This is a genomic window from Microbacterium sp. SLBN-111 (assembly GCF_049739645.1).
GTDB lineage: Bacteria > Actinomycetota > Actinomycetes > Actinomycetales > Microbacteriaceae > Microbacterium.
This window is the reverse complement of sequence record NZ_JBMGQH010000001.1, coordinates 167,167-180,418: the sequence shown is the minus strand read 5'-3', so window position 1 is coordinate 180,418 and position 13,252 is coordinate 167,167. Positions and strand designations below refer to the sequence as shown.

Sequence of the window (13,252 nt, the reverse complement as noted above, 5' to 3'; positions counted from 1 at the left end):
TCCCCTCGGACCGGCGACGCTGGAACCATGAGATGCGTGACGTATGCCGGGGAAACCGTGATCACCACCGATGACGTCGCGACGTCGCTCGTCGAATTGACCGCCGCGGTGGCGAAGGAGGGACAGGCGGAGGCCGTCAGCATCCCCATCGTCACCGAGGACAAGAAGGTCGCCCAGGCGGAACTCGTGATCGGCGTCGGCAACGACGTGCTCTCCGCGCCGGTGGAGTGGTCGGGCGAGGAGCCCGACTTCGCCAAGTCCGCCGAGGATCTTCGCAACCACCGTCTCTTCCCGCGTTCGTCGCTCCGCCTGGTGGAGCCGGAGTCCGACGATGAGGACGAGCCGGTCGACTGGGATTTCGACCAGCCGACTCAGGCCTGACCGGAGCGGCGGCCCTTTCGTAGAGTGGGGCCCATGGGCAAGCGAAGCGTGACGTGGCGTGTCGGAGGCATCCTGCTGGGGGTCTGCGGTCTCCTCACCCTCGGCGGAGCGCAGGTGATCGGTCCGGGGTACGCGATGCAGCTGGTGATCGACGTGTCGTGGGCACTGGGCATCCTGGTGTTCGCGTTCGGGTTCAGCCGCGCGGCGAGCGTCGTGGCTCGACGGCCGCTCGGGGTGTCCGCTCTCGTCGTCCTTGCGTTCGCTCCGCTCACCGTGAACCTCGCCTACAACGTGGCCTCGCCGCAGGTGGTGTCGGCGGACGACTCCACCGCGTGGACGGCCTTCGCCGTGTCGCTGAGCGCGTCGGTCGTGTCGATTGCGGCCGGTGTGATCGCCGCGACGCAGATCGCCCGGCTCGGGGCGGTTCCCGCGCGCTGGCGCTGGGCGCCGATGTGGGCGCTCGGGATCAGCGTCGGCTGCGCGCTGCTGATCCAGGGAGTGTTCACCGCACTGGGCGCGGCGGGTGCGGATCAGAGCGTGATGGTCGCCGCCGGCGCGATCGGGAGGATCGGCCTGCTCGCCCCCACGCTGGGCCTCGGCGTCGTCGCTCTCATCGCCGCCTCGACCGACCGTCCCGAGGCCGTGGAGGTCTTCCGCTCCTCCTGAGCCTCCCGTCGACCGGCCCCCGCCGCTCAGCGGGGTCGGATACACCCGAGGGTGGATGACGTCCGCCCGGCGTGAAAGGGACGATGAGTCGTCGGATCGATTCCCGCGATCGACGCTCACCCGATCGGAGCCCTCATGCCGCCGACCGCCGTCACGCCCGCCCCGCCCCGCGCCGCGGCAGCCACGCACCCACGGACGGACTCCGCGCCCGTCGCGTTGTCGTCCTCCCGGGAGCGGAGGTGGATGCCACGGGCCACCGTCGCCCTGGCGGCCGTCATTCTGCTGGTGAGTCTCGTGCAGTTCCGCGGCGCCGTGCTCGTCGGGGACGGGCCGTTCGATGTCCGCGAACTGGCGCGGAGCATCTTCACGGTCGACCGTCCCGCGTTCCTGCCGGTCGTGATGCTCGCGGTCCTCGTCGTCGGCGGTCTCGCGGAGCGCGTCATCGGACCGGGTCGCCTGCTCGTCGCCTACCTCGCCGGTGGCCTGACGACCTCAGTGGCGGGGTTGGTGATCGGCGCTGTGGAGAGCGCCTTCCTCCCCGGTCTGCCGCTGAACTCCGAGGTGTTCACGGGTGCTCCGCCGGTCGCCGCGCTGCTGGTCGTCGCGATGACCGCGAGCGGGTTCGTCGGTGCGCTGTGGCGACGCCGGGTGCGGTGGGCCAGCGCCGTGATCGCGGTGACGCTCTTCCTCTACTCGGCATCCGCCAGCGATCTCTACACGCTCATCGCGCTCCCGGTCGGTCTCGCGCTCGGCGTGGTCCTGGGCGGCCGGCCCGTCACGCTGCGGGTGCACCGCAGCTCCCACCACGAGACGCGTGTCCTGTTGGCGGCCCTCACCGCGGTGACGGCCGTTGGCCCGATGATCGCGACGATGTGGGGGAGCGGTGCGGGTCTGCTGTCGGTGTACGGATGGCTGTCGTACGACCCGCTCACCGTCGTGGACGGGCGTGTCTGCGTGGCCGGGTCGGAACTGCTCGCCTGTCCCGCCGGTGGCTGGACGACGGGTCCCCTGCAGGCGTCCGCGGGCTGGATCGCCGCCCTCCCGCTGGCGGTGCTGCTCGTGGCATCCTGGGGCATTCTGCGCGGGCGCCGCGGCGCGCTGGGCATCGCGATCGCGGTGAACCTGCTCGTGTTCGTGGGGATGATGTACGTCTTCGCCGTGACCGAGCCCGACACGCTCGCGACGCTCGCCGTCACCCGGGACGCGGATGCCGCGTCCGCGGTGTGGCAGATCCTGGTCGGGGTGGCGGTGAGCGCGCTCGTCCCGCTCGCCGTCGCCGTGACGCTCTTCGTGTTCCGGCGCGCCGCGCGGGTCGGATCCGCGCCCGGTGCGCGGTCCCTGTTCCTCGGGACCGTCGGTTTCGCGGGCGTCGGAGCCCTCGCGACGGCGTTCGTGGGGACGATGGCGTTCTCGCACCACTTCAGCCCCGAGCCGGGGCCCGCGGCGATCTTCCGCGCCACCGTGCTGAGGCTGCTCCCGCCCTCGCTCCTCCCCACCGAGTCGATCGCTTTCGTTCCGACGACGGGGTGGGCGCAGGCGCTCTGGTACCTTCCGTCGGCGATCTTCTGGACCGTGTGCGTCATCGCATCCATCCGATTCGTCCTGAGCCCGGGATCGGCCGCGCACTCCGGCGACCGCGCGCGGGCACGCGCCGTCCTCGGGCGCGGCGGCGGCGGAGCGCTGTCGTTCATGACGACCTGGACCGGCAACGCCTACTGGTTCGCGCCGGACGTCGACGCGGCGATCGCGTACCGCGTCCGCGGACGCATCGCGGTGACCCTGGGTGGCGCCTTCGGGCGCGACCGGTTCGATCCGAGCGTCGCGCGGGCATTCGTGGACTTCTGCGGTGAACGCGGCTGGACGCCGGTCTTCTACAGCGTCGACGACGCCGAGAACGCCGCGCTCGACGGACTCGGCTGGAGCAGCACGCAGGTCGCCGAGGAAGCGCGACTCGACCCCGCCACGTGGACGCCCGCCGGCAAGAAGCGGCAGGACGTGCGCACGGCGACCCACCGCGCCGCGCGAGAGGGCGTGCGCGCGGAGTGGACCACGTGGGCGGAGCTGTCGTTCCGTGATCGCGCGCAGATCCGTGAGATCTCGGAGGCGTGGGTCGCGGACAAGACCATTCCCGAGATGGAATTCACGCTCGGCGGCGTGGAGCAGATGACGGACCCCGCCGTTCGCCTGATGATCGCGCGCGACGTGCAGGGGCGGGTCGTGGCGGTGACGAGCTGGATCCCCGTGCACGCGGCGTCCGGGGTCCAGGGATACGCCCTGGACGTCATGCGCCGCCGCCACGACGCGATGAACGGCGTCATGGAGTTCGTCATCGGCACCGTCGTCGAGCGGCTCCGAGCGGAAGGCTGCACCGTCCTGAGCCTGTCGGGTTCGCCGCTCGCCTTCCATCGCGACGCATCGGAGGTCGAACCGGATGCCGTGGAGCGCTTCCTCGGTCAGCTGAGCGTGCTGCTGGAACCGGCGTACGGTTTCCGCTCGCTGGCGAACTTCAAGAAGAAGTTCCAGCCGGACTTCGCACCGATGTGGATGGTGTACCCCGACCCGGCGCAACTGCCCGCCATCGGACTGGCCCTCATGCGCTGCTACGCGCCGGGTCTGACGGTCGCACGTGCCGCGCGGATCGCGGCGGGTCTCCGCGCCTCGGCGCGGGAGAGGGCCGCAGCGTCCGCCTGATCAGATGCGCTCGGGGCGGTAGCGGTCGTCGCTGAAGGCGAGGATCAGGTAGCCGATGACCCAGAACACCACGAGCAGGAAGAACGAGAAGAACCCGCCGTGGCCGAAGGCGCGACCGACCCGGATCGACACGATGATGTGGAAGATCAGGCCGACGATCGGGATGAGGTACAGCAGCGTCATCCAGCCCGAGTAGCCCGCGACCTTGACGAGGAAGACGGTGTTCACGACCGGGATGATGGCGAGCCAGCCCGGGGCGGACGCGCGCGTTACGCTCGGCGCATGTCGTTAGCTCCCGCGCCCGCCGCAGGCCCCGGTTTCGCTGTCATCGACTTCGAGACGACGGGTCTGCTGCCGGAATATCACCACCGTGCCGTCGAGGTCGCCGTCGTGCACGTCGATCCGGATGGCATCGTCACCGGGCAGTGGGACACGCTCATCAACCCGCGCCGTGATCTCGGACCGCAGCGGATCCACGGCATCGCCGCGAAGGACATCCTCGGCGCGCCGATCTTCGAGGAGGTGGCGGCGCAGCTGATCGAGCTCCTCTCCGGTCGCGTCATCGTCGCTCATAACGCGTCGTTCGATCTGCGATTCCTGGATGCCGAACTGGACCGCCTCGACTACTGGCGCGGAGACCCGTGGGTGTCGGCGTGCACGATGCTGCTCGCCCGTCGGCATCTGGGCGGTGGTCTGAGCCTCGCGGACTGCTGCGACGCTTTCGGCATCCCCGTCGACGGGGCGCACCGCGCCTCGGTCGACGCGCTCGCGACAGCGCGTCTCCTGGAAGCCTTCCTCGCCAGTTCCCCCGGCTCGGAATGGTCGGAGATGCTCGCGGCTGCTCCGGTGCTCCCCGAACTGACGGCGCCACGCGCTCAGTGGCTCGCGCGAGGATCCACCGCGGCGACGGCGGTCAGTTTCCTCGAACGGATCGTCGTGCGGATCCCGGATGTCTCCGACACCGAAGAGCAGGCGCAGTACCTCGCACTCATCGACCGCTGCCTGATCGACAGATACCTGTCGGAGCACGAGAAGGCCGAGCTGGTGGCACTCGCCGACCGGACCGGCATCGGCCGGGACACCGCGCTTCGGCTGCACCGGGAATACTTCATCGCCCTCGGGCACGCGGCGTGGGCCGATGGCATCCTGACCGAGGACGAGGCGGGCGATCTCGAGCTGGTCGCCGCTCTCCTCGACATCCCGGACGCTCTCCGTGATGAGGTGCTGTCCACACCCGACGTGCGGCTGACCTCATCGCCCGCTGTCGTGCTGCAGGGATTCGCGCTCGCGCCCGGAGACGAGATCGTGCTCACCGGGGACATGTCCCGGGTGCGGTCGGAGTGGGAAGACGATCTCCGGGCTGCGGGATACGTGCCCAAGGCCGCCGTGACCAAACGCGTCGCCGTGGTCGTCGCGGCAGACCCCGATTCGCTGTCGGGCAAGGCGCGGAAGGCCCGGGATTACGGCATCCCCGTGGTCGGTGAAGCGTGGCTGCGCGACCTGCTGGGGCAGCCATGACCCGTGAGCGGAAGTTCGAATGGGGCGGGCTCAGCGCGGGGCGGGAGGATTTCGTCACGGCTGCCGAGGCGCTGGCCGCTCTCGAGGAACTCGTCGGGGAGTATCCCGACCTCCCGTCGGAGACGGGCCTGTCGGACGGCGACGCGTTCGTCCGCCTGTCGACGGGGGAGCGGTGGGCGATCGTCTCCACTCCCGGCACGCGGTGGTTCTCGGTGCGGGTGGACACCGGGCACCGCGCGCGGCTGGACGACGCGACCTCCACGCGCGGCGAAGCCTTCATGCTGCTGCGGACATATGTCGCGGTCGGGGTCGCCTACGTCCGGGGCGAAGCGCTGGCCGACGGTGGTCGGCTCACCGTCGCGACCCACGGTCGCACCGTCTCGCTCACACGACCTCTCGGTGCGCGGCTGCGCGGGTGGGTCGGTCGAGCGCGCTGACGCGGCGGTCGTCAAGCCTCTTCGCCGGGTCGCCTCGCGCTGCAAGGCTGGGGTCACGCAACGGAAGGGATGACCATGAGCGATCCGCAGGACAACGCCCCGGCTGACGACGCCGAGGACCTCGGCGACGACCAGACGGTGGCGCCCAGCCAGACGAACGACGTCGACGAGCAGTCCAAAGCGCCGTCCGGCGATGACCCGAACGCCGACCATCAGGCGACCGGCATCGGAGTCATCGGCGAGGAGTGACGCCGTTCCGCCTCGCTCCCCGCGGGGTCGGGAGCGGCGGTGCCGCGATGCTAACCTTGAGCGTCCGCCTCCGTAGCTCAGGGGATAGAGCGTTGGTTTCCGGTACCAAAGGTCGCAGGTTCGATTCCTGTCGGGGGCACCAGTAGGGACAAGGGGTCGCGGGTCGTTTAGACCTTGTGGCCCCTTTCTCGTTCGACCGCTGGCGAGCGTCGGCCGGGTCGCTCGAACCTCAGACGGCTCCCGCGCCGGTTATCGGCGGACGCCCGTGCGGGTCGCCCCTCCCGCGCCCGAGGAACGCGGTGGTGCTGACGACCCGAACGAGATGTGGCGTGCCCGAGGTCACTCCGGCGTCGACGTGGTGCGGAATGTGATGCTGCCGACGCGCTGCAGGACGCTCTCGGTGCGCTTGTGCTCGATGTCGGCCGCGGCGGCAGCCTTGTCGAACGCCGCCGACTCCACCTGCCGCACCCGGCGCGAGATTCCCGCGAGAAGATCGGCGAGCACGGTGGAGAGGCCGCCTTCCAGCTCTTCGAGGTTCGAGTTGCCGATCTCGAGGCGCCGATCCGAGACGCGGAGCGTCACGTCCGGATACCCGGCCGCGAGGAGGGCGTCGTGCGGTGCGGACGAGGCGAGCGCGTCGAGTTCGGCGGGAAGGGGACGGCGCGTGAAGACGGCGTCCACCTGATACCGCTCGGGAGCGGCGGGCGTGCCGAGGGTCGGTGGCAACGACCCCGTGAGGACGGAGCTGAGGCCCAGATCCGCACCCGGCGATGAACCGTCCGCGGGCGTGGGGTGGGCGGGGATGCTGTTCCGGCTCGGAGCCGGGGTGTCGACGGTCATGGGCACAGCAGACGCCCTCGCGGGGGCCGAGCGCACGACCATTGACAGACGGGGGCGACCGTGAGTGGCGGCCGGCGGCTCCGGGTGGTGATGGAGCTAGGAAGCGCGTCGGGCGACGCTACGACGTACCAGTCCGAAGATCAGCGTGCCGACGAACAGGACGATCCCGATGATCCCCAGCCAGAGCAATCCCTGGAACGTGAACCCCACGATCGAGAGCACCGCCCACGCAACGAGCAGAATGATGAGTACGGTCCACATGTTCGCGACTGTACGCCCGACCTGTCTCGTTCCCGGACCGGTGCGGTCCGCCCGTTCGTTTCTCGGCCTGGTGAGGCCCGTCCGTACGAAAAGCGACACCTTGCCGGCGCCGGACCGACGACCGCCCGGGCGCGGTTGTCAAGACCTACGGCCCACTCGCGGGGTGAGTGTCATTCTGAACTCACCCTCCCGAAAGGACCTGTCATGAGCATCGGAGCCGGAATCGCGCTGATCGTCATCGGCGCCATCCTCGCGTTCGCCGTGGACCTTCCCAACGACTTCGTCGACTTCACCACGATCGGCTACATCATGATCGGTGCCGGCGTGATCGTCTTCATCATCGGACTCGTGCTCCTCGTCCGCCGTCGGCAGATCGACACCGTGACCCGCACCGAAGGGGTGGGTGGCGCTCAGGTCACCCGGTCCACCACGCGCTCGTCGAACGACGACCTCGTTTGACCCCGTCGGGGGCTTCCCCGATCCCAGGACCCGTATGACCGACACCGACACGACTCAACCCGCCGACGCGCCCGTCGGCGACCTCTTCGACGGGCGGTACCGTCTCGGGCGGGTGCTCGGCACGGGCGGATACGCCCGGGTGTACGAGGCCGTGGACACGCAGCTCGGTCGCACGATCGCCCTGAAGATCATGACGGGCGATGGAGCCGACTCGTCGGACATGGCGCGTGTGCGCTCCGAGATCCGGTTGCTCGCCTCCCTCTCGCATCCCTCGCTCGTCACCCTGTACGACGCGAAACTGTCGAGCACGCCGACGTACCTCGCGATGGAACTTATCGCGGGGCCGACGCTCGGCGACGTGATCGAACGCGGGACCGTCGCCCCGGCCGATGCGGCAAGGTACGGCCGCGAGATCGCCGAGGCGCTGTCCGTCGTCCATGCGCGCGGCATCGTCCATCGCGACGTGAAGCCCTCCAACATCCTGCTGCGCCCGCCCGCGCACACGGGGGAGCGCACACGAGCGACCCTCGCGGACTTCGGCATCGCGGCACTCGTCGGCGCGACGCGCGTCACCCGCGCGGACACCGTCGTGGGGACCGCGGCGTACCTCAGCCCCGAGCAGGCCCGAGGGATGCCCGCCGCCCCGGCGAGCGACGTCTATGCGCTCGGCCTCGTCCTGCTCGAAGCGCTCACGGGTCGCCGCGCCTTCGGCGGTCGGACTCCGCACGAAGCGCTCGCCGCGCGACTCGTGTCGCCGCCCGAGATCCCCGATCACCTGCCCGGACCGTGGCGGACGCTTCTCGCACGCATGACCGCCATCGACCCGGCGGAGAGACCGGATGCCGCTTCCCTCGGCGCGGAGTTCCGTGCCCTGCCCGGCGAGCCGCTGCCCCCGACACCCCTCGGCGCCGCGGCGCTCGTCGACGGCCCGCCGTCCGAGGCCGTCACGCGTACGCGCGTGCTGGCCCCGGTGACCGATGCGCCGCGGCGGCCGAACCGCCGGACCGCCGTCATCGTGGCATCCATCCTCGCCCTGTTGATCGCCGCGGGCGGCGTCACCGCGGTCGTCGCGCTCAATGCCCCGGCGGCCGCGTCCGACCCGGGGTTGCCGTCGCTTCCCGCACCGCTCGACCAGCACGTCGACGACCTCTGGAAGGAGGTCGGGCCGTGAGGCGTCGGTGGATCGGCGCGCCCGCGGTGGCGCTCGCCGCGGTCCTCGCCCTCGCCGGCTGCACGCCGCCCGCGTCGGAGGCGACGGCGTGGCAGGGGACGGTGCGGACGCTCGCGAATCAAGCGTCCGGCGGTGACTATGCTTCCGCGTCGGCGACGCTCGACCAGATCGAGGCGGACGTCGTCGCCCAGCGCGACGCCGGGACGATCTCGGCCGACGAAGCCACCGCGATCCTGTCGCGCATCGCGACCGTGCGTGCCGATCTCGCATCGCTCGCGCCGAGCCCGAGCCCCGAGCCGACGGTCGCCGACACACCCGAGCCGACGCAGGACACCGTCGTCGACGACGGCCCGTCGCAGCCGGAACAGCCCCCGCAGAACGACGACAAGGGCCCCGGAAACCCGGGCAAGGGCGGCGGTGGCAAGGGCGGTAAGGGCGAGTCCACGGGCCCGGGCGGCCCGGGCAAGAAGGACGGATGAGCGAGGCGCGCCCCGGCCCCCTTCCGCCGTGCGAGGATGGCCCGGTGCCGCGCCGAGTGACCGCTGAACTCGACCTCGATCTGGGGTCGTCCGTCGACCTCATCTTCCAAATCACCGCTGCCCAGGGGGTGCCCCTGGCGAGCGAGCATCTGACGTTCTCCAGCGGCGACCGCGTGTACACCCCGACCGAGATCGTCGACCAGTCCGGCAGCCGTCTGCACCGTCTCTCGGGAGAGCAGGGCCCGCTCTCCGTGCGCTACGAGGCCGTCGTCGCCGGCGCCTCTCCGACGTTGCACACGAGCGACCTCGAGACGATCACCTACCTCCGCCCGAGCCGTTACTGCCAGTCGGACGAGGTGTTCGCGCAGGCCCGCCGCCAGTTCCGCGGTCTCACGGGGGCGGACCTCATCGCCGCGGTGTCGACGTTCGTGGCATCCAGCGTCACGTACACCCCGGGGCTGAGCCTCGGCACGGACAGCGCCGTCACGACCCTCATGACCGGTCAGGGCGTGTGCCGCGACTACGCGCACGTCGTGATCGCGCTGCTGCGCGCCATGGACATGCCCGCGCGCTACGCCGCGTGCTTCGCGCCCGGGCTCGAGCCCATGGACTTCCACGCCGTCGCCGAGGCGTACCTCGACGGCGCCTGGTACGTCATCGACGCGACGCGGCTGTCCGACCGTCGCTCGCTCGTGCGCATCGCCACGGGCCGCGACGCCGCCGACTGCGCCTTCCTCAGCTACCACGGCGGGTACGTGGGCCTCGAGCGGATGTACGTCGACGCGGTCCTGGAGGACGAGACCCCGGATGCCATGTCCCCCGACGACCACGAATCCCTGGTGCAGATCGGCTGAGCGCCGCCTGGTCGAAGATCACCCGTTCGAGCCGCGAACTCGTAGCGTACTTCCAGTACGCTAGAGCCACGGCGGGCCTTAGCCCTCGGAGCCTGGCAGTCTTCCGGACGGTATGACGAGCCAGGCTCACGTGTTCAACAGGTGGGTCGCTCTGTGTTGGACGAGCGGCTCCACACGCCGCACCCATTCGCCTCCGCGTGAGTAGCACCAGGCGACCGCATCGCTCACCCACAGGAGTGGGTGTTCGTGAGGCGCGGCATGCTCGAACGGCACGGAGGCATCTAGGCGACGCAGGCTCTCGCTGATGATCCGGCGGTCGGCTCGTTCGACGGATTCGTCGCGTTCAACGATGAGACGTGTCGCTCCCGCCTGTGCCGCGCTTTCGACCAGGGCGCTCAAGGTCAACGGACGCGCAGCCTTGTCGGGGAGGCCCTGCGCGATCCACACCGCGCAGCGCACATCGAGCCGTGCCATGCACGACAAGAGGTGGCGTCGCCGGGAGTCGCTCTCGTTGGTGAAATGGATGCGACGCTGTCCAGGTTTGACGAGTGTCCGAATCGCGCGTTCGCACACGGGCACGTGCGCCGCCGATGCCCCGGTTCCGACGATGAAGTACCCGCGAGCTTTCGATTCGTCGACGTAGATGCGGTCGCCGGCGCGGAATGTCATCGGGTCACCGTAGAGCAGCCGGCGCAGACGTCGGCGCTCCCCGTCTGAAGGGCCGCGGGGCTGACTGTCGTCCACGAATCCCTGGTGCAGATCGGCTGAGCCGGGGGCCGCGAGCGCCTCGCCTAGAATTGCAGGGTTATGGATCCCGCAGCCCTCTCCGCCGCCCTGCTCGCCGTCATCGCCCCGCTCGCCGAGGCGCGACGCGAAGGGTCGTCCGCCGGGCTCACCGCCGCCGACCTGCCGCTCGAGCGGCCGAAGAACCGCGACCACGGCGACTGGGCATCCAACGCGGCGCTGAAGCTGTCGAAGATCGTGGGGGCGAACCCGCGCGAGTTCGCGGCCGACATCGCCGCGGGCCTCGAGAACGTCGACGGCATAGCGAGCGTCGAGGTGGCCGGCCCCGGGTTCATCAACATCCGACTGGATGCCGCTGCCGCCGGCGCCCTGGCGAAGACGATCGTCGAGCAGGGTGCGGCGTTCGGGACGAACGATTCCCAGCGCGGCAACACCATCAACCTCGAGTTCGTGAGCGCGAACCCCACGGGTCCGCTCCACATCGGCCACACCCGCTGGGCGGCGCTCGGTGACGCGATCGCCCGCGTGCTGCTCGCGAGCGGCGCCACGCTGGTCCGAGAGTTCTACATCAACGACGCCGGCGCGCAGATGGAGCGCTTCGGCCGCTCGGTCGTCGCCGCGCTCCACGGCGAGCCCACCCCCGACGACGGTTACGGCGGCGCGTACATCGCCGACCTCGCCGACCGGGTGGCGGCCGCGCGCGCCGACATCCGCGAACTCGACCGTGCCGAGCAGATCACGGTCGCGACCGAACTCGCCTACGGGTTCCAGCTGGGCGAGATCCAGGCCTCGCTCGAGCGGTTCAACGTCCACTTCGACGTGTGGTTCTCCGAGCGCACGCTCCACGCGCACGTCGACGGCCAGCCGAGCCTCGTCGACGAAGCCGTCGACCGCTTGCGCGAGCAGGGCCACGTCTTCGACGACGAGGGTGCGGTCTGGGTGCGCACCACCGACTTCGGCGACGACAAGGACCGGGTCATCCGCCGCTCGAACGGCGAGTACACCTACTTCGCCGCGGATGCCGCGTACTACCTCAACAAGGGCGACCGCGGGTTCGCGCACAAGATCTACCTCCTCGGCGCCGACCACCACGGATACGTGCACCGTCTGAAGGCGCTCGCCGGTGCCGCCGGCGACGACCCCGAGAAGGACATCGAGGTGCTCATCGGTCAGCTCGTGTCGATCAACGGCGCGAAGCTCTCCAAGCGGGCCGGCAACATCATCGAGCTCGACGACCTGCAGGAATGGCTCGGCACCGATGCGCTCCGCTACTCGCTCGCGCGGTACCCCGCGGACTCGCCGCTGACGCTCGACCCCGAGATCCTGCAGAAGCGCACGAACGACAACCCCGTGTTCTACGTGCAGTACGCCCACGCGCGCACCCACAACGTCGCCCGTAACGCCGCCGATTCGGGCGTCGACCGGTCGGAGTTCGCCCCCGAGCTGCTCGACCACGAGACGGAGTCCGCGCTGCTCGGCGCGCTGCAGGAGTACCCGCGGGTCGTCGCCTACGCCGCGGAGGTGCGCGAGCCCCACCGCGTCGCCCGCTACCTCGAAGAGCTCGCGGGTCTGTACCACCGCTGGTACGACAACTGCCGTGTCATCCCGCTCGGCGACGCCCCGGTCGAGCCCGTGCACCGCACGCGGCTCTGGCTCAACGACGCGACCGGTCAGGTGCTGCGCAACGGCCTCGCGCTGCTCGGCGTGAGCGCTCCGGAGCGCATGTAGCCATGACGGATGCCACGCGTCCCCGCCGTCGGACCGGACGCACGGTCGCGATCATCGCGATCATCGTCGTCCTGATCGCGGGGCTGCTCGTGGCGGCCGAGGCGATCGCCCGTTCCGCCGTGGGGAACACCGTGCGATCGCTCGTCGTGAAGCAGGTGGGGCTTCCCGCCGATCAGCAGGTCGACGTCCAGGTCCCGGGTCTCGTGCTGCCTCAGCTCCTGACGGGGCGCCTCGACCAGGTGGCGGTGTCGGCGCCCGACGTCTCGCTCGGGCCGCTGACGGGCGACGTCCGCGTCGACCTCCAGGGCGTTCCGGTGGCAGGCAACGCGCCGGCGGCCGGGGGATCGGCCTCCGTGCGCCTCGACCCCGACCAGCTGCGCGCGCTGTTGTCGCAGATCCCGAACTTCCCGTCCGACACCGTGGGCACGGCCGCCCCCGACCTGACGCTGTCGACGCAGTTCTCGGTGTTCGGCATCCCGATCCCGGTGGGGATCTCCGTCACGCCCGGCGCGGCCGACGGCGACCTCACGCTCACCCCGACGTCGTTCGAGCTGGGCGGGAACCGCGTGGATGCCGACACCCTCCGCGGTCAGCTCGGAGGTGCGGCCGACGCAGCACTGCAGACGTGGAACCTCTGCATCGCCGACCGGCTGCCGGCCGGTCTCACCCTGAGCGCGGTGAGCGTCCAGGGACAGGACGTGGTGGCGACGCTCGACATCGATGGGCGCATCCTCAGCGACCCCGCGCTGCAGCAGAACGGCACCTGCGGCTGAC

At 70.6% G+C, this 13,252-nt stretch carries 16 protein-coding genes and 1 tRNA gene; 13 read left to right on the top strand and 4 right to left on the bottom strand.

Features of this window, described 5'->3' with window-relative positions:
• Positions 1–27: 27 nt before the first annotated feature.
• The 3 genes from RKD05_RS00890 to RKD05_RS00880 all read left to right on the top strand — a co-directional run bounded on the left by RKD05_RS00890 (position 28) and on the right by RKD05_RS00880 (position 3,738).
• Entirely contained in the window at positions 28–381 is a 354-nt protein-coding gene (locus RKD05_RS00890) for a hypothetical protein (RefSeq protein WP_424707445.1), read from the top strand.
• Positions 382–414: 33 nt separating this feature from the next.
• Positions 415–1,047, top strand: coding sequence for a hypothetical protein (locus tag RKD05_RS00885; protein ID WP_424707444.1), 633 nt, complete (start codon positions 415–417; stop codon positions 1,045–1,047).
• Positions 1,048–1,290: 243 nt separating this feature from the next.
• On the top strand, positions 1,291–3,738 hold the full coding sequence (locus RKD05_RS00880) for a bifunctional lysylphosphatidylglycerol flippase/synthetase MprF (protein ID WP_424707443.1): 2,448 nt from the start codon (positions 1,291–1,293) through the stop codon (positions 3,736–3,738).
• On the opposite strand, the gene RKD05_RS00875 is transcribed toward RKD05_RS00880, so the two are convergent.
• Positions 3,739–3,975: a DUF5684 domain-containing protein gene (locus RKD05_RS00875; protein ID WP_424711755.1), complete on the bottom strand. Its 237-nt coding sequence runs from the start codon at positions 3,973–3,975 to the stop codon at positions 3,739–3,741.
• 45 nt (positions 3,976–4,020) lie between these two features.
• On the opposite strand from RKD05_RS00875, the gene RKD05_RS00870 reads away from it, so the two are divergent.
• The 4 genes from RKD05_RS00870 (at position 4,021) to RKD05_RS00855 (ending at position 6,084) form a co-directional block, all read left to right on the top strand.
• Positions 4,021–5,256, top strand: coding sequence for an exonuclease domain-containing protein (locus RKD05_RS00870; protein ID WP_424707442.1), 1,236 nt, complete (start codon positions 4,021–4,023; stop codon positions 5,254–5,256).
• Positions 5,253–5,693, top strand: a complete 441-nt coding sequence (locus RKD05_RS00865; RefSeq protein ID WP_424707440.1) for a hypothetical protein — start codon at positions 5,253–5,255, stop codon at positions 5,691–5,693. The genes RKD05_RS00870 and RKD05_RS00865 overlap by 4 nt, the downstream gene beginning before the upstream one ends.
• A 75-nt stretch (positions 5,694–5,768) precedes the next feature.
• On the top strand, positions 5,769–5,942 hold the full coding sequence (locus RKD05_RS00860) for a hypothetical protein (protein ID WP_156496058.1): 174 nt from the start codon (positions 5,769–5,771) through the stop codon (positions 5,940–5,942).
• A 66-nt stretch (positions 5,943–6,008) separates the two neighbouring features.
• Positions 6,009–6,084: transfer RNA gene (locus RKD05_RS00855), tRNA-Arg, on the top strand.
• A 197-nt stretch (positions 6,085–6,281) separates the two neighbouring features.
• On the opposite strand, the gene RKD05_RS00850 is transcribed toward RKD05_RS00855, so the two are convergent.
• Together RKD05_RS00850 and RKD05_RS00845 are read right to left on the bottom strand one after the other, a co-directional pair.
• Positions 6,282–6,782 carry a hypothetical protein gene (locus tag RKD05_RS00850; RefSeq protein WP_022878302.1) on the bottom strand — a complete coding sequence of 167 codons (501 nt, stop codon included), beginning with the start codon at positions 6,780–6,782 and terminating at the stop codon, positions 6,282–6,284.
• Between the two features lie 96 nt (positions 6,783–6,878).
• A complete protein-coding gene (locus RKD05_RS00845; protein WP_022878303.1) occupies positions 6,879–7,043 on the bottom strand; it encodes a hypothetical protein in 165 nt (54 codons plus the stop codon).
• Between the two features lie 204 nt (positions 7,044–7,247).
• Between RKD05_RS00845 and RKD05_RS00840 the strand changes: the two genes are divergently transcribed.
• Genes RKD05_RS00840 through RKD05_RS00825 form a run of 4 tightly spaced genes read left to right on the top strand, consistent with a single transcriptional unit; the run spans position 7,248 to position 10,006 of the window.
• Entirely contained in the window at positions 7,248–7,502 is a 255-nt protein-coding gene (locus RKD05_RS00840) for a DUF6458 family protein (protein ID WP_063258056.1), read from the top strand.
• Between the two features lie 34 nt (positions 7,503–7,536).
• Positions 7,537–8,673, top strand: coding sequence for a serine/threonine-protein kinase (locus RKD05_RS00835; RefSeq protein WP_424707438.1), 1,137 nt, complete (start codon positions 7,537–7,539; stop codon positions 8,671–8,673).
• On the top strand, positions 8,670–9,152 hold the full coding sequence (locus tag RKD05_RS00830; protein WP_424707436.1) for a hypothetical protein: 483 nt from the start codon (positions 8,670–8,672) through the stop codon (positions 9,150–9,152). Before RKD05_RS00835 ends, RKD05_RS00830 begins: the two co-directional genes overlap by 4 nt.
• A gap of 44 nt (positions 9,153–9,196) precedes the next feature.
• Positions 9,197–10,006 carry a transglutaminase-like domain-containing protein gene (locus RKD05_RS00825; RefSeq protein WP_424707434.1) on the top strand — a complete coding sequence of 270 codons (810 nt, stop codon included), beginning with the start codon at positions 9,197–9,199 and terminating at the stop codon, positions 10,004–10,006.
• A gap of 126 nt (positions 10,007–10,132) precedes the next feature.
• Here RKD05_RS00825 and RKD05_RS00820 read toward each other — a convergent pair whose 3' ends face one another.
• A complete protein-coding gene (locus tag RKD05_RS00820) occupies positions 10,133–10,675 on the bottom strand; it encodes a hypothetical protein (protein ID WP_424707433.1) in 543 nt (180 codons plus the stop codon).
• 138 nt (positions 10,676–10,813) lie between these two features.
• Here RKD05_RS00820 and RKD05_RS00815 point away from each other — a divergent pair, with 138 nt between their 5' ends.
• Positions 10,814–12,478: an arginine--tRNA ligase gene (locus RKD05_RS00815; protein ID WP_424707432.1), complete on the top strand. Its 1,665-nt coding sequence runs from the start codon at positions 10,814–10,816 to the stop codon at positions 12,476–12,478.
• Positions 12,479–12,480: 2 nt separating this feature from the next.
• The gene (locus RKD05_RS00810) at positions 12,481–13,251 is read left to right on the top strand and encodes a DUF2993 domain-containing protein (RefSeq protein WP_424707431.1); all 771 of its coding nucleotides are present in this window, start codon (positions 12,481–12,483) and stop codon (positions 13,249–13,251) included.
• Position 13,252 lies beyond the last annotated feature (1 nt).